We start from the raw sequence: 24,804 nt of genomic DNA, 5'->3' as shown, positions 1-24,804 counted from the left end.
CGGTCAGGGGCTGACGCTCTTGGTGATGATGCGGGTCAGTTGGCTGCTGGCCGGTACAGCGTGAGTCCTGTTATCGCTCGTCCGTCAGGCTCGCCTGACGCCCGTCTGCTGGCATCGTGAGTCTCGAGTCGTTCGGAAGGCGGGCCGTGGGGACACCCGGCTGTGGTGAGTGGGGCTGGTTCGGAGCAGCGTCGCCCCCAGGGCCGGCCGCACCGGCGGCCGGCCCCGAGTCGTGCAACCCGCGCCCTGCCGGATGCTGCACCCTGGTCGGCTCGCTGCACCGCCGATCACCAGTCGGCTGGGGCTGTTCCCGTCGTCGCCCTGCTTCCCAGTCGAGTCCCGGCCCGGCGCGTTGCTTGTGTAGCGGATCACCCGCGAGAGCGAACAGCGCCGTGCTCCAACCGACTTCTCCACTGGGGTGGGGCTGGGTGCGCCGGGGCGGCTACCGCTGCTGCGGGGGACACCGCCACACCCGAAGCAGGAACCGGCGCGTGAGGTCGTCACGCACCGCCGCGGCTGTGAACCCGGGCCGACTGCGGCGCGCCCACGTGAGGGTGTCGGCGTACCGGGGCGACCGCCTGGCGGTCCTCGGCACTCTCACCGGCGAGCAGCGGCGCCACAGTGGTCTCGTCCCGCAGATCGACCACAGGGTGGAACACCCGGTCGGCGGGCAGATCCCCTCCAGTTACCCGAGCCAGCCGCTCCGACAGCGGCATCCCGGGCCCGGCGCCAGCCGGGTGCAGGGAGCGGTGTTCCAGGTAGGCCGCCCACCTCTGGTCGAACTCCGCATCGAATACCTGTTGGTAGACGACGCGGTCTTCGGCCGACAGCTTCAGCCCGTCGACGCGCGCATGGGCGAAGGCGTTGGACCACCGCCTGAAGTGAGTGGTCGCCCAGGTCCCGAACGGACCGGGCTGCCACTGTCGGTCGGTATCTCGGGTGCGAACATGCATGACAGCCAGGGCCTGGAGCCGCTCGTGCGGGGTATCCCGCCGATCCGCTCGCGACGCGGGCCGCGCCGCCGCAAGCCCGGCAAGCTGCACGGCGATAAGGGGTACGACTACCGCCACCTGCGCCAATGGCTTCGCAGCCGGGGCATCACACACCGCCTGGCCCGGCGCGGCGTTGAGTCCTCCACGCTTGCGTGAAGGGGGCGGGCGGGGGGCAACCTGTGGGGCGCGCTGCAGAAAAGGCTGTGCTGAGTGATTCCCGGCTGCTTGCAAATGCGCCATGAAAGACCTGGGGCCTAATCGGCGGAGGGGAATCGGGGGAGGCTGTATAAGCCGAAATTCTCCCACGACTGTCCCTAGGGTTCTCCTTAGAGATTCCCGGCTGTCAATGCTCCTGCACGTCGACCATTGGGGATTCCCCTAAAGCTGATCCGATGCAGCGGCGGAGCGCGGCTGCGGGACCGAAACTAGGGTCACACCGCAACTTGTTGCCGCCCGGTCGAACCGATCGCCTGTGCCGTGGCCGGCACGGTGCGGTGCCTTTTCATTCTCTGTGCGGGTGGGTGGAGTGCAATATGGTCGAGTCCGAGCTCAACGGAATGGTGAATCGGTCCGGTTCGGCTTCGGCGGATTCGGCCGATGGTATAGCTGTGATCGGCTTGGCGTGCCGACTGCCGGGGGCCGCCGACCCAGCCGCCTTCTGGCGGCTGCTCAGCGAGGGCGCGGACGCGATCACCGACGTCCCCCCGGACCGGTGGGACGGGGCCGCGGTGGGTGACGCCGACCCGTCCGCACCCGGCAGGACCGACATCCGACGGGGAGGATTCCTCGACCGCATCGGCCACTTCGACGCCGGGTTCTTCGGAGTCTCCCCCAAGGAGGCCGCCGCCATGGACCCGCAGCAGCGGCTTGTGCTGGAGCTGGCCTGGGAAGCGCTGGAGGACGCGCACGTGCGTGCCGGGACGCTGCGCTCCACCCGGACCGGGGTATTCGTCGGCGCCATCTGGGACGACTACGCGACCTTGCACCACCGCTCCGGGCTCACCGCCATCTCTCCGCACACCGTCACCGGCCTGCACCGCAGCATCATCGCCAACCGGGTCTCGTACTTCCTCGGGCTCAACGGCCCCAGCCTGACCGTGGACTCCGGCCAGTCCTCCTCTCTGGTCTCGGTCCACCTCGCCTGCGAGAGCCTCCGCGAGGGCGAATCGACGATCGCCCTCGCGGGCGGCGTGAACCTCAACATCGTTCCCGAGAGCGCCATGGGCGCCGCCAAGTTCGGCGGCCTGTCCCCCGACGGCCGCTGCTTCACCTTCGACGCCCGCGCGAACGGCTACGTCCGAGGCGAGGGCGGCGGCATCGTCGTGCTCAAACCTCTCGCCCAGGCCGTCGCGGACGGCGACCCCGTCTACTGCGTGATCCGCGGCAGCGCGGTCAACAACGACGGTGGCGGCGACGGGCTGACCGTGCCGCTGCAGGCGGGGCAGGAACAGGTGCTGCGTCTCGCCTACGAGCGGGCCGGGATCGACCCCGCCCACGTCGGCTACGTGGAGTTGCACGGCACCGGCACCAAGGTCGGCGACCCCGTCGAGGCAGCCGCGCTCGGCGCAGTGCTCGGTGCGGGACGCGAGCGCGGCCGCCCACTGCGGGTCGGCTCGGCCAAGACCAACGTCGGCCACCTGGAGGGAGCCGCCGGCATCACCGGCCTGCTGAAGGCCGCCCTGTCGCTCAGCCACCGCGAACTGCCCGCCAGCCTCAACTTCGAGACGCCGAACCCGGCGATCCCCCTGAACCGGTTGAACTTGCGGGTGCAGACCGAGCACACGTCGTGGGAGGGCCAGGAGGACCGCCCGCTGCACGCCGGCGTCAGCTCGTTCGGCATGGGCGGCACCAACTGCCACATCGTGCTGGCGGAACACCGGGCGACCGCGGCGGGCGCGGCCGCGGAGGCGGGTACGAGCGCGGCGCCGACCCTCTGGCCGCTGTCCGCTAGGACCGCGTCCGGGCTGCGCGCCCAGGCCGCCGCCCTACTCGCACACGCCGAGGCGCACCCCGGTCTCGTCCTGCCCGACGCCGGCTGGTCGCTGGCCACCGGCCGCACCGCCTTCGAACACCGGGCGGTCGTCGTGGGCGAGGATCGCGACGACTTCTTGCGCGCCCTGCGAGAGCTGTCCACCGGCGGCATCGACGCCGCACTGACCACGGGCCGCACGAGCGCGCGCGGCGAGCTCGCCTTCCTCTTCTCCGGCCAGGGCAGCCAGCGAGCTGGCATGGGACGCGAACTGGCCGAGGTCGTCCCCGCGTTCGCCACCGAGCTGGACGAGGTGTGCGCCCACCTCGACCCCTTGCTGCCGCGGCCGCTGCGCGAGGTCATGTTCGCCCCCGAAGGCACCGAGGAAGCGGCCGAACTCGACCGGACCCTCTACACGCAGACCTCGCTGTTCGCCCTCGAGGTCGCCCTGTTCCGGCTTCTGGAGAGCTGGGGCATCACCCCCGGCGTGCTCGTGGGCCACTCCATAGGCGAACTCGCCGCCGCGCACGTCGCCGGCGTCCTCTCGCTCGCCGACGCCTGCGCCCTCGTGGCCGCGCGCGGGCGTCTGATGCAGGCGCTGCCCGCCGGCGGCGTCATGATCGCCGTCCAGGCCACGGAGGACGAGGTCCGCGCCCGCATCGGCGACCGCACGGACCGCGTGAGCATCGCCGCCCTGAACGGACCGGACTCCGTCGTCGTCTCCGGCGACGAGGACCTCGCCACCGAGATCGCCGACGCCTTCGCTGCCCTGGGCCGCAAGATCAGCCGGCTGAGGGTCAGCCACGCCTTCCACTCCCCACACATGGAACCCATGCTGGCGGAGTTCCGCGACGTGGCCGAGGGCCTCACCTTCCACGCCCCGCGCATCCCGATCGTGTCCAACGTGACGGGCCGACTGTCAGAAGAGCCCTCGGAGTACGAAGGGTGCACGGCCGCGTACTGGGTCCGCCATGTGCGCGACGCGGTCCGCTTCGCCGACGGCATCGCCCGCCTCGACGAGCAGGGCGTCCGCACCTACCTGGAGCTCGGCCCGGGGGGCGTGCTCACCTCCATGGCCCGCGCCGGCGCTGACAGCGAGTCCCTGTTCGTCCCCGCCCTGCGCGCCCGTCGCCCCGAGGCGCAGGCCCTGCTTGCGGCAGTCGCCTCGCTGCACGTCCACGGCGTGGAGCCGGACTGGGACGCCCTGTTCGGCGGCGGGCGAGACGCACGCCGCAAGGTCGCACTGCCCACCTACGCGTTCGAACGGCAGCGGTACTGGCTGGACGGCGACGCCACGTCGTCTGTCGCCACCACCGGCTGGGCTCCCGCGGCTCCGGAGCCGGACGCCATCGCCATCGCCATCGCCGAGACCGACAGCGCGCCCCTCGGAGCCCTGGGCCGACGGCTGACCGGACTGCCCCGGTCCGAACGCGACGAGGTCGTGCTCGACCTGGTCCGCGCACACATCGCCGCCGTCCTGGGCCACGCCGAAGCCCGCCAGGTCAAGACCGAGTGGACGTTCAAGGACCTCGGCTTCGACTCGCTCAGCTCGGTGGTACTGCGCAACCAACTGGGTGAGGCCACCGGCCTGCGCCTGCCCAGCGGGCTGCTGTTCGACCACCCGACCCCTGCCGCGCTCGCCCGCCACCTCGCCGCCCGGTCCCTGGGCGGCGAGGACACGGCGGCCTGCGCGTCCGCGACGTCGGCCGACCCCGACGAGCCCATCGCCATCGTGGCCATGAGCTGCCGTCTGCCCGGCGGGGTGAGTTCCCCCGAGGACCTGTGGCGGCTGGTCGCCTCAGGTGGCGACGCCATCTCCGGATTCCCGGCGGACCGCGGCTGGGACGTCGAAGCGCTCTACGACCCGGAGCCCGGGACGCTCGGCAAGTCCTCGACGCGGCACGGCGGCTTCCTGCACGAGGCGGCCGAGTTCGACGCCAGCTTCTTCGGCATCAGCCCCCGCGAGGCCGCCGCGATCGACCCGCAGCAGCGGCTGGTCCTGGAGACCGCGTGGGAGGCCTTCGAGCGGGCCGGCATCGACCCGGCCACGCTACGCGGGAGCCGGGCGGGCGTGTTCATCGGCGCGACGGCACAGGACTACGGCCCCCGGCTGCACGAGCCGGCCGACGGCATCGAGGGCTATCTGCTGACCGGCACGACGACCAGCGTCGCCTCGGGCCGCGTGGCCTACTCGTTCGGCCTCGAAGGCCCGGCGGTCACCGTGGACACGGCCTGCTCGTCCTCGCTGGTGGCGCTGCACCTGGCCGTCCAGTCGCTGCGGAGCGGCGAGTGCACGATGGCCCTGGCCGGCGGCGTCACCGTGATGTCCACGCCCGGCATGTTCGTGGAGTTTAGCCGCCAGCGGGGCTTGTCGGCGGACGGCCGGTGCAAGGCGTTCGCGGCCGGTGCGGACGGTACGGGCTGGGCCGAGGGCGCGGGCATGCTGCTGGTGGAGCGGCTCAGCGACGCCCGGCGCAACGGTCACCGGGTGCTGGCCGTCGTGCGGGGCAGCGCGGTAAACCAGGACGGCGCGTCGAACGGACTCACGGCGCCCAACGGCCCCTCCCAGCAGCGCGTCATCCGCCAGGCCCTGGCGGCCGCCGGACTCGCGCCCGCGGACGTCGACGCCGTGGAGGCGCACGGTACGGGCACGCGGCTCGGCGACCCGATCGAGGCAGAAGCCCTCATCGCCGCCTACGGCCAGGGACGGGACGGCGACCGGCCGTTGTGGCTGGGCTCGCTGAAGTCGAACATCGGCCACGCCCAGGCCGCGGCGGGCGTGGCCGGTGTGATCAAGATGGTCATGGCGATGCGGCACGGCGTGCTGCCGCAGACCCTGCACGTCGATGAGCCGACACCGCACGTGGACTGGTCGGCCGGTGATGTCCGGCTGCTCACCGAGGCCGTGGAGTGGCCTGCGACCCACGCGCCGCGGCGTGCCGCTGTGTCGTCCTTCGGCATCAGCGGCACCAACGCCCACGTCATCGTCGAACAGGCCGCGACGAGCGACGAGCCTGCCCGCGAGACGGCCGTTACGGGGCCGGTGCCGTGGGTGCTGTCGGCGAAGAGCGATGGGGCGCTGCGGGAGCAGGCGGGCCGGTTGCTGTCCTTTCTGGACGCCGATGGCGTCGGGGGCGCTGGGGTTCGGCCGGAGGATGTGGCGTTCTCGCTGGCGACGTCGCGTGCGGTGCTGGAGCGCCGTGCGGTGGTCGTGGGGGAGGAGTTCGGGGAGTTCCGGCAGGGGTTGGAGGCGCTTGTTTCCGGTGCTGCTGTGGTGGGCGGTGCCGTCGGGGGCAAGGTCGGGTTCTTGTTCTCGGGTCAGGGTTCGCAGCGGGTCGGTATGGGCCGCGGACTCTATGACGCCTTCCCGGTGTTCGCCGCTGCCTACGACGAGATCCGCGCCCATCTCGACGTCACGCTTGACGCGGACGCGGGGGAGTTGAACCAGACGGGTTGCACGCAGCCGGCGTTGTTCGCGGTGGAGGTGGCGCTGTTTCGGTTGCTGGAGTCGTGGGGTGTGCGGCCGGATTATGTGGCTGGTCATTCGGTGGGTGAGATCGCGGCTGCGCATGTGGCGGGTGTGTTGTCGCTCGGGGATGCGGCGAGGTTGGTGTCGGCGCGGGCAGCGTTGATGCAGGCGCTGCCCGCTGGTGGTGCGATGGTGGCGGTGCAGGCGGCCGAGGACGAGGTGCTGCCGCACCTGACCGACGAGGTCGGGATCGCCGCGGTCAACGGCCCCCGGTCCGTGGTCGTTTCCGGTGCGGAGGACGCGGTTACGGCGATTACCGAGGTGTTCGTCCGACAGGGCCGCAAAACCTCGCGGTTGAAGGTCAGTCACGCGTTCCATTCGCCGTTGATGGATCCGATGCTGGAGGAGTTCGCGCAGGTCGTTCGCGGTCTGGCTTTCGACGAGCCGCGGATCCCGGTGGTCTCGAACCTCACCGGTCGCCTGGTTGAGGCGTACACGCCCGAGTACTGGGTGCGGCACGTGCGTGAGGCGGTGCGCTTTGCCGACGGCATTGAGACTCTGGGCGATCTGGGTGTGAGCACGTTCGTGGAGATCGGTCCCGGCGGTGTGCTGAGCGGCATGGCGCAGGGCTGTGCGGACGACATCGTCACCATTCCCGTGCTCCGGGCCGACCGTCCCGAGCGGCAGGCCGTCGTGACCGCGCTCGCCGAGTTGCACGTCAGCGGTGCCGAAGTGGACTGGCACGCCTTCTTCCCGGGCGCCCGGCGCGTCGACCTGCCCACCTACGCCTTCCAGCGCGAGCGCTACTGGCTCGACGCGCCTCAGGCGACCGCCGGCGCCCCGGAGGCGATGGACGCCGAGTTCTGGGACTCCGTCGAGAGCGAGGACCGGGCATCTCTCGGTGCACTCCTGGGACTGGAGCCCGCCGAACTGGGCGTGGTCGCACCCAAGCTGGCCGCATGGCGCCGGCAGCGGCGCCAGCAGTCCACCGCCGACGGCTGGCGCTACCGGATCACCTGGCAGCCGCTCGGTGACATGGTCGGGGCCGCTCCGTCGGGGACCTGGCTCTACGCGGTCTCCGAGGAGACCGCGTGGACCGAGGCGATCCGCGCCGGGCTCACGGAACTCGGCGTCGCGCTCGTACCGTTCGCCGTGGGCGAGGACACCGACCGCGACGTGCTCGGCCGGGCCTTCGCCGACACCGGGCACGAGCAGGCCGACGGCATCCTGTTCGCCGCAGCACAGGGAGAAGCGGGGGCTGATGCCCTCCAGCGGCTCGTTTTGTTGCTCCAGGCCCTCGGCGACGCCGGGATCGAGGCCTCGCTGTGGTGTCTGACCAGCGGCGCGGTGTCGACCGGCACGACGGACCTGCTGACCGACCCCGTCTCCGCCCAGCTCTGGGGCCTGGGCAGGATCGTTGCCCTGGAACAGCCGCAGCGCTGGGGCGGGCTCGTCGACCTGCCTGCCGAGCTCGACTCCCGCGCGCTGGAGCGACTGGTCGGCGTGCTGGCCCAGGCCGACGAGGACCAGCTCGCCGTACGCGCCTCCGGAGTGTCCGGCCGCCGCCTCGTGCGCGCGCCGCAAAGCACGGAACCCGCGGACGCACCCTGGTCGCCGCGCGGCACCGTGCTCGTGACCGGTGGTACGGGTGCGCTGGGTGGACACGTGGCCCGCTGGCTCGCCGGTGCCGGTGCCGAACACCTGGTGCTCACCAGCCGCCGGGGCCCCGACGCCCCGGGCGCCACCGAACTCAAGGCGGAGCTGGAGGAGTTGGGCGCCCAGGTCACCGTCGTCGCGTGCGATGCGGCCGACCGCGACGCGCTCGCCGAGTTGTTCGGCCGGCACACCGTGAACGCCGTGGTGCACACCGCAGGCGTACTCGACGACGGTCTGGTCGAATCGCTCACGCCCGAGCGCCTCGACCACGTGCTGCGCCCCAAGGTGGACGCAGCGCTCAACCTGCACGAGCTCACCCGGGACCGCCAGGGCCTCGACGCCTTCGTGCTCTTCTCCTCGATGACCGGTGTCTGGGGCAACGGCGGCCAGGGCGCCTACGGTGCCGCGAACGCCTTCCTCGACGCCCTCGCCGAGCAGCGCCGGGCGCAGGGCCTGCCCGCGCTGGCCGTTGCCTGGGGATCCTGGGCGGACGGAGGCATGGCCGACGGCGCCGCCGGTGACCATCTGCGGCGGCGCGGCGTACGGGCGATCGCGGCCCTTCCCGCGATCTCCGTGCTGCACGGTGCGCTGACCCACGGCGAAACCTCCGTGACCGTCGCGGACGTGGACTGGGACCGCTTCGTCCCGGCCTTCGCTAGCACGCGCCCTTGCCCGCTGCTGCACGGTGTACCCGAGGCCCGCAAGGCCCTCGAAGTACGCGCCCAGGCCGCGCAGAATGCCGAAGTGCCCGCGTCCGCGCTGGTCCAGGGCCTCCTCGGCGCCACGCCGGGGGAGCAGAGCCGCATCCTGCTGGACCTGGTCCGCGAGCAGGCCGCCACGGTGCTCGGCCACACGGGCAAGGGCGCCTTCGAAGCCGACCGGACGTTCCGCGAGACCGGCTTCGACTCGCTCACCGCCGTCGAACTGCGCCACAGGCTCAACACGGCCACCGGCCTCACGCTGCCCACCACCTTGGTCTTCGACCACCCGACCCCCACCGCCCTCGCCCGTCACCTGGGCGTGGAACTCCTCGGCCGGCACGGGCCGGCGGCGGACGCCGCGCAGGCGACGGCCGCCGCCGCGGCCGACGAGCCCCTCGCGATCGTCAGCATGAGCTGCCGCTTCCCCGGTGGCGTTCAGTCGCCGGAGGACCTGTGGGAGCTGCTGAGCTCCCGCCAGGACGCGGTGTCCGGCTTCCCCACCGACCGCGGCTGGGACATCGATGCGCTCTACGACCCCGACCCCGACCGACCCGGCAAGACGTACGCGCGCGCGGGCGGCTTCATCCAGGGCGCCGACCGCTTCGACGCCGGTCTCTTCGGGATCTCGCCGCGCGAGGCGCTGGCCATGGACCCGCAGCAGCGGCTGCTGCTGGAGACCGCGTGGGAGGCCTTCGAGCGCGCCGGTATCGCCCCCGCCTCCGTCCGCGCCAGCCGCACCGGTGTCTTCATCGGCACCAACGGCCAGGACTACGCCAACGGACTGCGCAATGCGCCCGAGGAGATCGAGGGGTACGCGCTCACCGGCAAGGCGGCCTCGGTCGTCTCCGGACGCATCTCCTACACGTTCGGCCTGGAGGGTTCGGCGGTCACGGTCGACACGGCGTGCTCGTCGTCGCTCGTGGCCCTCCATCTCGCCGCGCAGGCACTGCGGAGCGGCGAGTGCACGATGGCCCTGGTCGGGGGCGTCACCATCATGACCACGCCGGACCTGTTCGTGGAGTTCAGCAGGCAGCGCGGTCTATCGCCCGACGGGCGGTGCAAGGCGTTCGCGGCCGGTGCCGACGGTACGGGTTGGGGCGAGGGCGTCGGTCTGCTGTTGGTGGAGCGGTTGTCCGACGCCCGTCGGAACGGCCACAAGGTACTGGCCGTCGTGCGGGGGAGTGCGGTGAACCAGGACGGTGCGTCCAACGGTCTGACCGCGCCGAACGGTCCCTCGCAGCAGCGGGTGATCCGGCAGGCGCTGGCGAACGCCGGGCTCACGCCGGCCGACGTGGACGCCGTCGAGGCGCACGGCACGGGCACGAGGCTGGGCGACCCGATCGAGGCGCAGGCGCTCCTCGCCACGTACGGGCAGGAACACTCCGACGACCGGCCGTTGTGGCTGGGCTCGGTTAAGTCCAACATCGGTCACACGCAGGCCGCCGCGGGTGTCGCCGGTGTGATCAAGATGGTGTTGGCGATGCAGCACGGCATGCTGCCGCAGACGCTTCATGTGGACGAGCCGACCGCGCACGTCGACTGGTCGGCGGGCGCCGTGCGGCTGCTGACCGAGTCGGTGCGATGGCCCGGGACCGCCAGGCCCCGCAGGGCCGCGGTGTCGTCCTTCGGCATCGGCGGCACCAACGCGCACACGATCATCGAGGAGGCGCCCGCCGCGGCCGTGGCCGACCCGGCCCGGGAACACCGCCCGGTGCCCGTGCCGTGGGTGCTGTCAGCAAAGAACGAAGTGGCGCTGCGGACCCAGGCGGAGCGTCTACTGGCCTTCGCGACCGACGATGTGTCGCCCGTCGACGTCGGATTCTCGTCGGCCACGACGCGGTCGGCGCTGGAGCACCGGGCTGCGGTGATCGGCACCGACCCGGTCGAGTTGCGGGCAGGTCTTGAGGCCGTCGCGGCAGGCGAACCGGTGGCGAACGTCGTCGCCGGACGCGCTCACTCGGCGGACAAGGTCGGGTTCTTGTTCTCGGGTCAGGGTTCGCAGCGGTTGGGGATGGGGCGTGAGCTGTACGCGGCGTATCCGGTGTTCGCGGCGGCGTACGACGAGGTGTGCGCACATCTTGAGGTCACGGTCGATGTTGGTTCGGATGAGCTGAACCAGACCGGTTGCACCCAACCGGCCTTGTTCGCCGTCGAGGTGGCGCTGTTTCGGTTGCTGGAGTCGTGGGGTGTGCGGCCGGATTATGTGGCTGGTCATTCGGTGGGTGAGATCGCGGCTGCGCATGTGGCGGGTGTGTTGTCGCTCGGGGATGCGGCGAGGTTGGTGTCGGCGCGGGCAGCGTTGATGCAGGCGCTGCCCGCTGGTGGTGCGATGGTGGCGGTGCAGGCGGCCGAGGACGAGGTGCTGCCGCATCTGACCGACGAGGTCGGGATCGCCGCGGTCAACGGCCCCCGGTCCGTGGTCGTTTCCGGTGCGGAGGACGCGGTTACGGCGATTACCGAGGTGTTCGTCCGACAGGGCCGCAAAACCTCGCGGTTGAAGGTCAGTCACGCGTTCCATTCGCCGTTGATGGACCCGATGCTGGAGGAGTTCGCGCAGGTCGTTCGCGGTCTGGCTTTCGACGAGCCGCGGATCCCGGTGGTCTCGAACCTCACCGGTCGCCTGGTTGAGGCGTACACGCCCGAGTACTGGGTGCGGCACGTGCGTGAGGCGGTGCGCTTTGCCGACGGCATTGAGACTCTGGGCGATCTGGGTGTGAGCACGTTCGTGGAGATCGGTCCCGGCGGTGTGCTGAGCGGCATGGCGCAGGGCTGTGCGGACGACATCGTCACCATTCCCGTGCTCCGGGCCGACCGTCCCGAGCGGCAGGCCGTCGTGACCGCGCTCGCCGAGTTGCACGTCAGCGGTGCCGAAGTGGACTGGCACGCCTTCTTCCCGGGCGCCCGGCGCGTCGACCTGCCCACCTACGCCTTCCAGCGCGAGCGCTACTGGCTCGATGCCCCCGCCTCGGCCGGTGATCTGCGCGCGGTGGGGCAGGGCGAAGCCGGTCACCCGCTCCTCGGCGCCGCCGTGCCGCTGGCCGACGGCGACGGACACCTGCTCACCGGGCGGCTCTCGACGCACACGCACCCGTGGCTGGTGGACCACGCCGTCAGTGGGGTCGCGCTCCTGCCGGGAACCGCGTTCGTCGAGCTGGCGATCACCGCTGCCGACGCCGTGGGCTGCGACCTGTTGGAAGAGCTGACATTGGAGACACCGCTGCTCGTGCCCGAGCGCGGCGGCGTCGCCCTGCAGGTGCGCGTCGGCGCCGACGACGGCTCGGGCCGCAGGCCGCTGACCGTGCACTCGCGGATCGACGACGGGGACGTGTACGCCCACGAGGACGACTTCGAACGGGTATGGGTCCGGCACGCCTCCGGCTCGCTGACCGTCGCCACAGGAGGGCCCGCGAACGGCTCGCTCACCGCGTGGCCGCCCGTGGGTGCGGAGCCGGTCGACGTCGACGGGTTCTACGACCGCCTCGCCGACATGGCGCTCGACTACGGCCCCGTCTTCCAGGGGCTGCGTACCGCGTGGCGGAGCGGGGACGACTTCTTCGCCGAGGTGGAGCTGCCCGGCACGGAGCGGACGGACGCCGGGAAGTACGGACTGCACCCCGCCCTGTTCGACGCCGCCCTGCACTCCGTCTGGCTGGGCGCGGTCGAGCCTGAGGCCGGGACGGGGAACGGACTGCTGCCGTTCGCCTGGAGCGGCGTGCGCCTGGCGGCTGCCGGAGCCTCCGACCTGCGGGTGAAGGTCTCGCGCGTCGGAACCGGCGCCTCCATGGTGTCGCTGGTACTGGCCGACGGCACCGGTGAACCGGTCGCGCAGGTCGACTCGCTGACGCTGCGCCCGGCGCCCGCCGACCAGTTGCGCGCCGGTTCCGGCAGCGACGACGCGGTCTTCGGCCTGGAGTGGACGCCGTTCGGCCTGCCGTCCGCGCCGGACGGCATGAGGATCGAGACGTACGAGGATCTCGCCGCGCTCCGTTCCACTGACTCGCCGGCGGACAGCGATGCCGCAGCCGTCGCCGATGCCGTGGTCCTGCCCTGCCCGACCGGGACCGGTGCGGACCTGGCCACCCGGATCCGTGAGGTCACCCACGCCGTGCTGGAGCTGGTGCAGTGGTGGCTTGCCGAGGAACGTCCGGCGCGTCTGGTGCTGGTGACGCGTACGGGAGACCTCGCCCAGTCGGCGGTCCGCGGACTGGTGCGCTCGGCGCAGACCGAGAACCCCGACCGCATCGTGCTGGTGGAGACCGCCGGTGATGCCCGTGCCGACGTCGTCAGCGGTGTTGACGGTACCCGTCTTGCCCGCGTGCTGCCCGGCCTGATCGCGTCGGGTGAGCCGCAGGCCGCGGTGCACCCGGACGACGAGGTCCGGGTGCCGAGACTGGTCCGCGTCGCTGCGCCGAACGCGGAGCCGGAGCTGCCCGGCCTCGGCTCCGGCACCGTTCTGTTGACCGGCGCGTCGGGCGGGCTGGGTGGACTGTTCGCCCGGCACCTGGTCGCCGAGCACGGCGTCCGCAGTCTGCTGCTTGTCAGCCGCCGCGGCGGCGACGCACCCGGCGCGGCCGAACTCACCGCCGAGCTGACCGCGAACGGCGCCGACGTCACCTGGGCCGCGTGTGATGTGGCCGACCGCGACGCCGTGCGTGCACTCCTGACCGGCCCCGGGCAGAGCCTGTCCGCGATCGTCCACACCGCCGGCGTCCTGGACGACGGAATCATCGGCTCACTGACCCCCGAGCGGCTGGACGCCGTGTTCCGTCCGAAGGTGGACGCGGCGCTGAACCTGCACGACCTGGCGGGCGAGCTGTCCGGCGACCTGTCCGCGTTCGTGCTCTTCTCCTCGGTGGCGGGCACCCTCGGCACGCCCGGCCAGGCGAACTACGCCGCTGCCAACACCTTCCTCGACGCCCTCGCCGAGCACCGCCGTTCCGTGGGCCTGCGGGCCACGTCGCTGGCCTGGGGCCTGTGGGCGCAGGACAGCGAGAGCGCCATGACCGGCAGCCTCGACCACACCGATCTCACCCGCATCAAGCGGATGGGCCTCGCCGCGATCCCGCCGACGGACGGCCTGCGGATGTTCGACGCGGCACTGGCCATCGATCGGGCGGCAGTCGCCCCGATCCGGCTCGACACGTCCACCTTCCGTGACGGACCGGGGCAGCCCGTGCCGCCTGTCCTGCGCGGCCTGGTGCGGGTCGCGCCGGTGCGGCGCACGGCGAGGACCGCGCCGAAGGGATCGCTGGGTCAGCGGCTGGCCGGGCTGCCGGAAGCCGAGCACGAGCACGTGGTGCTGGACCTGGTGCGTACTCAGGTCGCCGCTGTGCTCGGGCACGCCGCCGCACAGTCGGTCGGCGCGGACGACTCGTTCAAGGACATCGGGTTCGACTCGCTGACCGCCGTCGAACTGCGCAACCGGCTCAACTCGGCCGTCGGTATGCGCCTGCCCGCCACCCTGGTCTTCGACTACCCGAACCCGCTTGTCCTCGCCCGCTTCCTCACCGCCGAAGCCGCAGGCGCCGGCGAGGCGGCGGCAGTCGTGCCGGCGACCCTCTCCACGCCCACCGGAACGGCGGACGAGCCGATCGCGATCGTGGGGATGGCCTGCCGCTACCCCGGCGGCGTGCAGTCGCCCGAGGACCTGTGGCAGCTGGTGTCCTCCGGCGGCGACGCCGTGTCGGGCTTCCCCGAGGACCGCGGCTGGGACGTGGAGCGGCTCTACGACCCGAACCCCGACCAGTGGGGCACCAGCTACACCCGAGAGGGCGGCTTCCTGCACGACGCGGCGGACTTCGACGCGGACTTCTTCGGGATCTCGCCGCGTGAGGCGCTGGCGATGGACCCGCAGCAGCGGTTGCTGCTGGAGACGTCGTGGGAGGCGTTCGAGCGGGCCGGGATCGACCCGGCGACGGTACGGGGCAGCAGGACCGGTGTCTTCGCCGGCGTGATGTACCACGACTACGGCGGCCGCGTGCACACCTCGCCGGCAGGGCTGGAGGGCTACCTCGTCAACGGCAGCGCGGGCAGCGTCGCTTCGGGGCGTGTTTCGTACTCGTTCGGGCTCGAGGGGCCGGCGGTCACGGTCGACACGGCGTGCTCGTCGTCGCTTGTGGCCCTCCACCTTGCCGCGCAGGCACTGCGGAGCGGTGAGTGCTCGATGGCCCTCGTCGGCGGCGTCACGGTGATGGCAGGCCCGTCCGTGTTCGTGGAGTTCAGCCGTCAGCGGGGCTTGTCGGCGGACGGCCGGTGCAAGGCGTTCGCGGCCGGTGCGGACGGTACGGGCTGGGCCGAGGGCGCGGGCATGCTGCTGGTGGAGCGGTTGTCCGACGCCCGTCGCAACGGGCACAAGGTGCTGGCGGTCGTTCGCGGTACGGCGGTGAACCAGGACGGCGCGTCGAACGGTCTGACGGCTCCGAACGGTCCGGCGCAGCAGCGGGTGATCCGGCAGGCGCTGGCCAATGCGGGCCTGTCTTCGGAGCAGGTCGATGCGGTGGAGGCGCACGGTACAGGTACGAAGCTGGGTGATCCGATCGAGGCGCAGGCGCTGATCGCCACGTACGGTCAGGAGCGTTCGGAGGAACGGCCGTTGTGGCTGGGCTCGCTGAAGTCGAACGTCGGTCATGCGCAGGCGGCCGCGGGTGTCGGTGGTGTGATCAAGATGGTCATGGCGATGCGGCACGGTGTGCTGCCGCAGACCCTGCACGTGGACGAGCCGACGCCGCACGTGGACTGGTCGGCGGGCGCGGTACGGCTGCTCACCGAGGCTGTGGAGTGGCCGGTGACCGACGTGCCGCGCCGCGCCGCCGTGTCCTCCTTCGGTGTGAGCGGCACCAACGCCCACGTGATCGTCGAACAGGCGCCTGGTGTGGCGGAGGATTCCCCGGCTTCAGCTTCGGCTTCGGCCTCGGGTGCGGTTGTGCCGTGGGTGCTGTCGGCGAAGAGCGATGGGGCGCTGCGGGAGCAGGCGGGCCGGTTGCTGTCCTTTCTGGACGCCGATGGCGTCGGGGGCGCTGGGGTTCGGCCGGAGGATGTGGCGTTCTCGCTGGCGACGTCGCGTTCGGTGCTGGAGCGCCGTGCGGTGGTCGTGGGGGAGGAGTTCGGGGATTTCCGGCAGGGGTTGGAGGCGCTTGTTTCCGGTGCTGCTGTGGTGGGCGGTGCCGTCGGGGGCAAGGTCGGGTTCTTGTTCTCGGGTCAGGGTTCGCAGCGGCTGGGGATGGGGTGCGAGCTGTATGCGGCGTACCCGGTGTTCGCGGCGGCGTACGACGAGGTGTGCGCGCTTCTGGACGTGCCGGTCGGCGTCGACTCGGAAAAGCTCAACCAGACGGGTTCGACGCAGCCCGCGCTCTTCGCCGTCGAGGTCGCCCTGTTCCGGCTTCTCGAATCGTGGGGCATCCACCCGGACTACGTGGCCGGTCACTCGGTCGGTGAGATCGCGGCCGTGCACGTGGCGGGTGTGTTGTCGCTCGGGGATGCGGCGAGGCTGGTGTCGGCGCGGGCAGCGTTGATGCAGGCCCTGCCCGTCGGCGGGGCGATGGTGGCGGTCCAGGCCACCGAGGACGAGGTACTGCCCTACCTGACCGACGAGGTCGGGATCGCGGCGATCAACGGCCCGCGGTCGGTCGTCGTCTCCGGGGCCGAGGACGTGGTGGTCGCCATCGGTGAGGCCTTCCGGGAGCAGGGTCGTAAGACGTCCCGTCTGAAGGTCAGTCACGCGTTCCATTCGCCGTTGATGGATCCGATGCTGGAGGAGTTCGCGCAGGTCGTTCGCGGTCTGGCTTTCGACGAGCCGCGGATCCCGGTGGTCTCGAACCTCACCGGCCGACTGGCCGAGCCGTACACGCCCGAGTACTGGGTCCGGCACGTCCGTGAGGCGGTCCGCTTCGCCGACGGTGTGCGGACCTTGCACGAGCTGGGCGTGAGCACGTTCGTGGAGATCGGCCCCGGCGGTGTCCTCAGCGCCCTTGCCGAAGGCTGCCTCGACGACGGCACAGACATCGTCACCGTCCCCGCCCTGCGCGCCGACCGTGCCGAGCCGTACGCCCTCGTCACCGCCGTAGGGCGGCTGCACACCCACGGCGTCTCCCCGGACTGGCAGGCGCTCTTCCCCGGCGCCCACCGCGTCGACCTACCGACCTACGCCTTCCAGCGCGAGCGCTACTGGCTCGACGTTCCCCAGACGTCCGGGGACGTCCGGGCCGCCGGCCTGGAGGCGGCGGACCATCCGCTGCTTGGTGCCGCGATTGCGACGGCCGACAGCAACGGGATCCTGCTCACCGGACTGATTTCCCTCAAAACCCACCCGTGGCTCACCGACCACGCCGTGAACGGGACCGTTCTGCTGCCGGGCACCGCGTTCGTCGAGTTGGCGATCCGGGCGGGCGACGAGACGGGATGCGGCTGGGTCGAAGACCTCACCCTCGAGCTTCCCCTGGTCGTGCCCGAGCGCGGTGGCGTCACCCTTCAGGTGGCTGTCGGTCCGGAGGACGAGTCCGGCCGGCGGCAGCTGAGCGTGCACTCGCGCGTCGACGACGGTTCGTGGCTGCGACACGCGACGGGTGTGCTGTCCTCGGCAGAGGCACCGTCCGCTGCGGACCTCGGCGCATGGCCGCCGACGGGTGCGGATGCCGTCGACCTGACCGGGTTCTACGAGGGCATGGCCGCTGCGGGCCTGGACTATGGTCCGGTCTTCCAGGGGCTGCGCTCGGTGTGGCGCGCCGGGGACGACGTCTTCGCCGAGGTCGAGCTGCCGGACGAGTCGGCTGCCGAGGCAGCGGAGTTCGCCCTGCACCCGGCGCTGCTGGACGCCGCCCTGCACGCACTGGCCGCCGGTGGGCTGGTGGCGCTGGACGAGGGCCCGGTCCTGCCGTTCGCGTGGTCCGGCGTCGCCGTACAGGCTGCCGGTGCCGCGATGGCGCGGGTGAAACTGTCGCGGACGGCCACCGGTTCGGTGACGCTTGCCGTGGCCGATGGCACCGGTGACCCGGTGGCCTCGGTCGAGTCGCTGTCGTTGCGGGCCGTCTCGGCGGAACAATCGCGCGGTGCCGGTGGCGGCGATCAGCTGTTCGCGCTGGAGTGGACGCCATTCACCCTTCCCTCCGCCACCGACGCGCTGGTGATCGAGACTGTCGCGGACTTCGACGCACTGCGGGAGTCGGAAGGGGCACCGGACGTCGTCGTCGTTCCGTGCCCGGCGGGGTCCGGTACGCAGACCGCCGACCGTGTGCGCAGCGTCGCGAGTGAGGTTCTGGCGCTGGTGCAGTGGTGGTTGGCGGAGGAGCGTCCGGGGTGTTTGGTGCTGGTGACGCGTCCGGGCGATCTGGCTCATGCTGCGGTGTGGGGGCTCGTGCGGTCCGCGCAGTCGGAGAACCCGGACCGGATCGTGCTGGTGGAGGCCGAGGACACCGATGAGGCGGTCGGTGTGCTGCCCGCCGTGCTCGCTTCCGGTGAGCCGCAATTCGCGGTGGTCGACGGGGAGGTGTTCGTACCGCGCCTGGTGAAGGCCACCGGGACCGCCACCGGCACGCCGGACTTCGGCTCCGGCACCGTCCTGCTGACCGGCGCGTCCGGTGCGCTGGGCGGGCTGTTCGCCCGGCACCTGGTCGCCGAGCACGGTGTGCGCAGTCTGCTGCTGCTCAGCCGTCGCGGCGCGGACGCACCCGGTGCGGTCGAGCTGGAGGCCGAACTGGCCGCGTGGGGCGCCGAGGTGCGTTGGGCGGCCTGCGACGTGGCCGATCGGGACGCCCTCGCCGAGGTGCTGTCCGGCACGCCGGTGACGGCCGTGGTGCACACGGCCGGCGTCCTCGACGACGGAGTGATCGCCGCGCTCACCCCGGAGCGCATGGAGAAGGTGCTGCGCCCGAAGACCGACGCCGTGCTCAATCTCCATGAACTGACGAGCGACCTGTCGGCGTTCGTCGTCTTCTCCTCGGTGTCCGGAATCCTGGGCAGCGCGGGACAGGGCAACTACGCGGCGGCGAACACCTTCCTCGACGCCTTCGCCGAAGCCCGCCGCGCCCGGGGGCTCCCCGCCACGTCGCTGGCATGGGGCCTGTGGGAGCAGGGCAGTGGCATGGCCGACCGGCTCGACCAGGCGGACCTCGCCCGGCTCAAGCGGGTGGGCCTGGCCCCGATGGCCGTCGACGAAGGACTGCGGCTGTTCGACGCGGCACTGGCCCTGGACCGGGCCGTCGTCGCCCCGCTGAGGCTGGACCTGGGCGGGCCGCAGGGCACGGTGCCGCCGGTCCTGCGAGGGCTGCGTGGCCCGGCACGGGGCACCGCGCGGCGCACGGCGAGGACCGCGCCGAAGGGATCGCTGGGCCGGCGGCTGGCCGGGCTGTCCGAGGTCGAGCGCGAGCAGGTGGTGCTGGACCTGGTGCGTACCGAGGTCGCCGCCGTGCTCGGCCACGCCTCGGCCCAGGCCGTCCAGCCGGAACACGCGTTCCAGGACGCCGGTTTCGACTCGCTCACCTCGGTGGAACTGCGCAACCGGCTGAACACGGCGACCGGGCTGCGGCTCCCCGCGACCATGGTCTTCGACCACCCCACGCCCGTCGCGCTCTCCCGCTTCCTGCTCGCCGAGACACTGGGCGTCCAGGAGCAGTCCGAGGCCGCGGTCGCCGCGGTGACCGGAGCGGCGGACGAGCCGATCGCAATCGTGGGCATGGCCTGCCGGTTTCCCGGTGACGTGCGGTCGCCTGAAGACCTGTGGCGCCTCGTCGCCTCCGGCGGCGACGCGGTCTCGGGATTCCCCGAGAACCGCGGCTGGGACGTCGAGAACCTCTACGACCCGGACCCCGACCGCTCCGGCAAGTCCTACGTGCGCCACGGCGGCTTCCTCCACGAGGCTGCCGAGTTCGACCCGGCTTTCTTCGGGATCTCGCCGCGTGAGGCGCTGGCGATGGACCCGCAGCAGCGGTTGCTGCTGGAGACGTCGTGGGAGGCGTTCGAGCGGGCCGGGATCGACCCGGCGACGGTACGGGGCAGCAGGACCGGTGTCTTCGCCGGCGTGATGTACCACGACTACGGCGGCCGTGTGAAGACGGCTCCGGAGGGCATGGACGCCTACCTGGGCAGCGGCAGCGCGGGCAGCATCGCCTCCGGCCGGCTCTCGTACACGTTCGGGCTCGAGGGCCCGGCGGTCACGGTGGACACGGCGTGCTCGTCCTCGCTGGTGGCGCTGCACCTGGCGACCCAGTCGCTACGCAGCGGCGAGTGCTCGATGGCGCTGGTCGGTGGTGTGACCGTCATGGCGACTCCCTCGACGTTCGTGGAGTTCAGCCGTCAGCGGGGCTTGTCGGCGGACGGCCGGTGCAAGGCGTTCGCGGCCGGTGCGGACGGTACGGGCTGGGCCGAGGGCGCGGGCATGCTGCTGGTGGAGCGGTTGTCCGACGCCCGTCGCAACGGGCACAAGGTGCTGGCGGTCGTTCGCGGTACGGCGGTGAACCAGGACGGCGCGTCGAACGGTCTGACGGCTCCGAACGGTCCGGCGCAGCAGCGGGTGATCCGGCAGGCGCTGGCCAATGCGGGCCTGTCTTCGGAGCAGGTCGATGCGGTGGAGGCGCACGGTACAGGTACGAAGCTGGGTGATCCGATCGAGGCGCAGGCGCTGATCGCCACGTACGGTCAGGAGCGTTCGGAGGAACGGCCGTTGTGGCTGGGCTCGCTGAAGTCGAACGTCGGTCATGCGCAGGCGGCCGCGGGTGTCGGTGGTGTGATCAAGATGGTCATGGCGATGCGGCACGGTGTGCTGCCGCAGACCCTGCACGTGGACGAGCCGACGCCGCACGTGGACTGGTCGGCGGGCGCGGTACGGCTGCTCACCGAGGCTGTGGAGTGGCCGGTGACCGACGTGCCGCGCCGCGCCGCCGTGTCCTCCTTCGGCATCAGCGGCACCAACGCCCACGTGATCGTCGAACAGGCGCCCACCTCTGCGGAGTTGTTGCCCGTGTCCGACACCGGCGCGGTCGTACCGTGGGTGCTGTCCGGCAGGACGGAGGCGGCGCTGCGGGCACAGGCGGAGCGTCTGCTGTCCCTGGCGACGGCTACGGACCTGCAGGCGCCCGACATCGGGTTCTCGCTCGCCACCACACGCTCGGCCATGGAGCACCGGGCCGCCGTGGTGGGGGAGCACCGGGACGAATTCCTGGAAGGGCTCCGTGCGCTGGCCGCAGGCTCTCCGTCCAACCGGGTCCTCCTGGGTGAACCGGGCACCAGCGGCAAGGTCGGGTTCTTGTTCTCGGGTCAGGGTTCGCAGCGGGTCGGCATGGGGCGTGAGCTGTACGCGGCGTACCCCGTGTTCGCGGCGGCGTACGACGAGGTGTGCGCGCTTCTGGATGCGCCGGTCGATGTCGACTCGGAGGAGTTGAATCAGACGGGTTCGACGCAGCCCGCTTTGTTCGCCGTCGAGGTGGCGTTGTTCCGTCTCCTCGAGTCGTGGGGTGTGCGGCCGGATTATGTGGCTGGTCATTCGGTGGGTGAGATCGCGGCCGTGCACGTGGCGGGTGTGTTGTCGCTCGGGGATGCGGCGAGGTTGGTGTCGGCGCGGGCAGCGTTGATGCAGGCCCTGCCCGCGGCGGGGCGATGGTGGCGGTCCAGGCCACCGAGGACGAGGTACTGCCCTACCTGACCGACGAGGTCGGCGTCGCGGCGATCAACGGGCCTCGGTCGGTCGTGGTTTCCGGTGCGGAGGACGCGGTCGTCGCCATCGGTGAGGCCTTCCGGGAGCAGGGTCGTAAGACGTCCCGTCTGAAGGTCAGTCACGCGTTCCATTCGCCGTTGATGGATCCGATGCTGGAGGAGTTCGCGGAGGTCGTTCGCGGTCTGGCTTTCGACGAGCCGCGGATCCCGGTGGTCTCGAACCTCACCGGCCGACTGGCCGAGCCGTACACGCCCGAGTACTGGGTCCGGCACGTCCGTGAGGCGGTCCGCTTCGCCGACGGTGTGCGGACCTTGCACGAGCTGGGCGTGAGCACGTTCGTGGAGATCGGCCCCGGCGGTGTCCTCAGCGCCCTTGCCGAAGGCTGCCTCGACGACGGCACAGACATCGTCACCGTCCCCGCCCTGCGCGCCGACCGTGCCGAGCCGTACGCCCTCGTCACCGCCGTAGGGCGGCTGCACACCCACGGCATCTCCCCGGACTGGCAGGCGCTCTTCCCCGGCGCCCACCGCGTCGACCTACCGACCTACGCCTTCCAGTACGAGCGCTACTGGCTGGATGTGCCCGAGGAGTTCACCGGCAGCGCCGCCGCCACCGGACTCGGGCTGGGTGCGGCGGAGCACCCGTTGGCCGGTGCGGCGGTCGCACTGCCCGGCGCCGACGGGTTCCTGGTCACCGGGCGGCTCTCGCTCAGGACGCACCCCTGGCTCGCCGACCACACGGTCATGGACAGCGTGCTGCTGCCGGGTACCGCGCTCGTGGAGCTGGCGGTGCGTGCGGGCGACGAGGCCGGTTGTGCACAGGTCGAGGAGCTGACACTGGAAGCACCGCTGATCGTCCCGGACCGCGGCGGTGTGGCCGTGCAGGTGTGGGTTGGGGCCGAGGAGGAGCCGGGCAGGCGCGCGCTGAGCGTGCACTCGCGACGGGAGGATGCCCCGGACGACGCGCCGTGGGTGCGGCACGCGGTCGGCTCCCTGACGGACGCGCTGCCCGAGCCGCCGCATGGTGCAGACCTCGGCGCGTGGCCGCCGGCGGGTGCCGAGGCCGTCGACCTGACCGGGTTCTACGAGGGCCTGGACGGACTCGGCCTGGGCTACGGCCCGGTCTTCCGGGGCCTGCGGTCGGTGTGGCGCAGCGGGAACGACGTTTTCGCCGAGGTCACCCTCCCCGAGGGCACGGAGGCGGGCGCGTTCGCCGTTCATCCGGCGCTGCTGGACGCGGCGCTGCACGCGATCGGCGCGGGCGGGCTCGGCCCCGTCGTCGACGGGCCGCTGCTGCCCTTCGCTTGGTCCGAGGTGGGTGTGCGTGCCGCGGGGGCGACGGCGCTGCGGGTCAAGGTCTCTCGCACGGGTACGGACGCGGTGTCGCTGACCGTGGCCGACGCCTCGGGCGGTCTGGTGGCCACGGTCGGCTCACTGTCGCTGCGGCCGGTGTCGCGCGAGCAACTGCTCGTGGCGGGCGGCTCCGGCAGGCGTGCCGACGACTCGCTGTTCCGCCTCGTATGGCAGCCCGCGGCCCTCACGGCGACTGACGCTGCCGTCGGCCTCGACGTACGGAGCTACTCGGATCCGGCCGCTCTGCCCGCCGAGCCGGCCCTTCCCGATGTCGCGGTGGTCACCGTCGTTCCGTGCCCGGCGGGGTCCGGTACGCAGACCGCCGACCGCGTGCACCGCACTGCGAGTGAGGTTCTGGGATTGGTGCAGTGGTGGTTGGCGGAGGAGCGTCCTGGGCGTCTGGCCTTGGTGACGCGTCCGGGCGATCTGGCTCATGCTGCGGTGTGGGGGCTCGTGCGGTCCGCGCAGTCGGAGAACCCGGACCGGATCGTGCTGGTGGAGGCCGAGGACACCGATGAGGCGGTCGGTGTGCTGCCCGCCGTGCTCGCTTCCGGTGAGCCGCAATTCGCGGTCCGCGACGGGGAAGTGTTCGTACCGCGCCTGGTGAAGGCCACCGGGACCGCCACCACTACCGCCGCCGACCTGCCGGACCTCGCCGACGGCACTGTCCTCGTGACCGGTGCCTCCGGGGCGCTGGGCGCGCTCGTCGCGCGGCACCTGGTGTCCGAGCACAAGGTGCGCCGACTCCTGCTGGCGAGCCGCCGGGGCGCGGACGCACCCGGTGCGGCCGAGCTGGAGGCCGAACTGGTCGCATGGGGTGGCGAGGTCACCTGGGCGGCCTGTGACGTCGCGGACAGGGAGGCCGTCTCCGGAATGCTGGACGGGCTCGGCGAGCATGCGCTGTCGGCCGTCGTGCACACCGCGGGTGTTCTCGACGACGGGGTCGTCGCCTCGGTCACACCGGAGAGGATGAGGGAGGTCTTCCGCCCCAAGGTGGACGCCGTGCTGAACCTGCACGAGTGCACCCGGGAAATGGGCCTGACCGCCTTCGTGGTGTTCTCGTCCGTCGCCGGCATGGTTGGCAGCGCCGGTCAGGCGAGCTACGCGGCGGCGAATTCCTTCCTCGACGCCTTCTCGGCGCACCGGCGCCGTGAAGGGCTGCCCGCCACATCGCTGGCATGGGGTGTGTGGGAACAGTCCGGTGCGATGACGGACGGCCTCGCCGAGGCCGACCGGGCGCGGATGGCGCGCAGCGGAGTGCTGTCGCTGCCGCCGGAGGAGGGGCTGCGGCTGTTCGACGCGGCACTGGCTTCGGACGAGGCGGTACTCGCCCCGGTCCGCATCGACACCGGCGCGCTGCGCGCCGGTGAGGCCCCGCCGGTGCTGCGCGCCCTCGTGCCGGCCACGGCCGCCCGGAGGGCCGCGCAAGCTGCCGCCGCTCCCTCCGCGTCCTTGCTGGCCGAGCGCCTGGAGGGGCTGCCGGAGGCTGAGCGGGAGAAGACCGTGCTGGACCTTGTCCGGGCCGAGGCGGCCGCGGTCCTGGGGCACGCGTCGGACCGTACGGTCCGGCCGGAACACGCCTTCCAGGACCTGGGCTTCGACTCCCTCACGGCCGTCGAACTGCGCAACCGGCTGAACAAGGCCTCCGGGCTGCGGCTCCCCGCGACGCTGGTCTTCGACTACCCGACACCCGCTCTTCTGGCCCGTCACGTACTCATGGAGACGGCGGGGGCGGCCGGACCGGCCCTAGTAAATTCCCTACTTGCCGACCTGGACAGGATTGAACAAGAATTGGTCACGCAGTTGTCAGCGAGTGAAACTCGCGACCGGATCGTGTCAAAGCTCCAGGCCGTATTGGCGATTGCCGGTGAATTCGGCAAGGTGCCGGTCCAGGAAGGACCTGGTACGGGCGGTAGCGATCTGGAATCGGCTACGGACGACGAAGTATTCGATCTGCTCGGCAAGGAATTCGGGATTTCCTGACCGCTTCGGCGCGGTCCGGTGACCCCTTGCCGAATTCCG

3 protein-coding genes and 1 pseudogene are annotated in these 24,804 nt (G+C 71.8%); 3 read left to right on the top strand and 1 reads right to left on the bottom strand.

The annotated features are described in order from the left end of the window. Nucleotides 1-500: 500 nt before the first annotated feature. Nucleotides 501-953, bottom strand: a complete 453-nt coding sequence (locus tag AS594_RS44355; RefSeq protein WP_167367933.1) for a hypothetical protein — start codon at nt 951-953, stop codon at nt 501-503. Between AS594_RS44355 and AS594_RS40535 the strand changes: the two are divergent. The 3 genes and pseudogenes from AS594_RS40535 to AS594_RS47165 form a co-directional block, all read left to right on the top strand. After that, a pseudogene (locus tag AS594_RS40535) lies at nt 840-1,136 on the top strand (transposase); the annotation flags it as partial. The gene AS594_RS44355 and the pseudogene AS594_RS40535 overlap by 114 nt on opposite strands. Nucleotides 1,137-1,549: 413 nt before the next feature. Continuing rightward, nucleotides 1,550-21,418, top strand: a complete 19,869-nt coding sequence (locus AS594_RS01110; RefSeq protein WP_276207461.1) for a type I polyketide synthase — start codon at nt 1,550-1,552, stop codon at nt 21,416-21,418. Continuing rightward, nucleotides 21,373-24,765 (top strand): SDR family NAD(P)-dependent oxidoreductase, encoded by a 3,393-nt coding sequence (locus tag AS594_RS47165; RefSeq protein WP_276207379.1) that lies wholly within the window; start codon nt 21,373-21,375, stop codon nt 24,763-24,765. Before AS594_RS01110 ends, AS594_RS47165 begins: the two co-directional genes overlap by 46 nt. Nucleotides 24,766-24,804 lie beyond the last annotated feature (39 nt).

Source organism: Streptomyces agglomeratus (assembly GCF_001746415.1).
Classification (GTDB): Bacteria; Actinomycetota; Actinomycetes; order Streptomycetales; family Streptomycetaceae; genus Streptomyces; species Streptomyces agglomeratus.
Note: the sequence above shows the minus strand (reverse complement) of the source record. Positions and strands in the feature narration are given on the sequence as shown.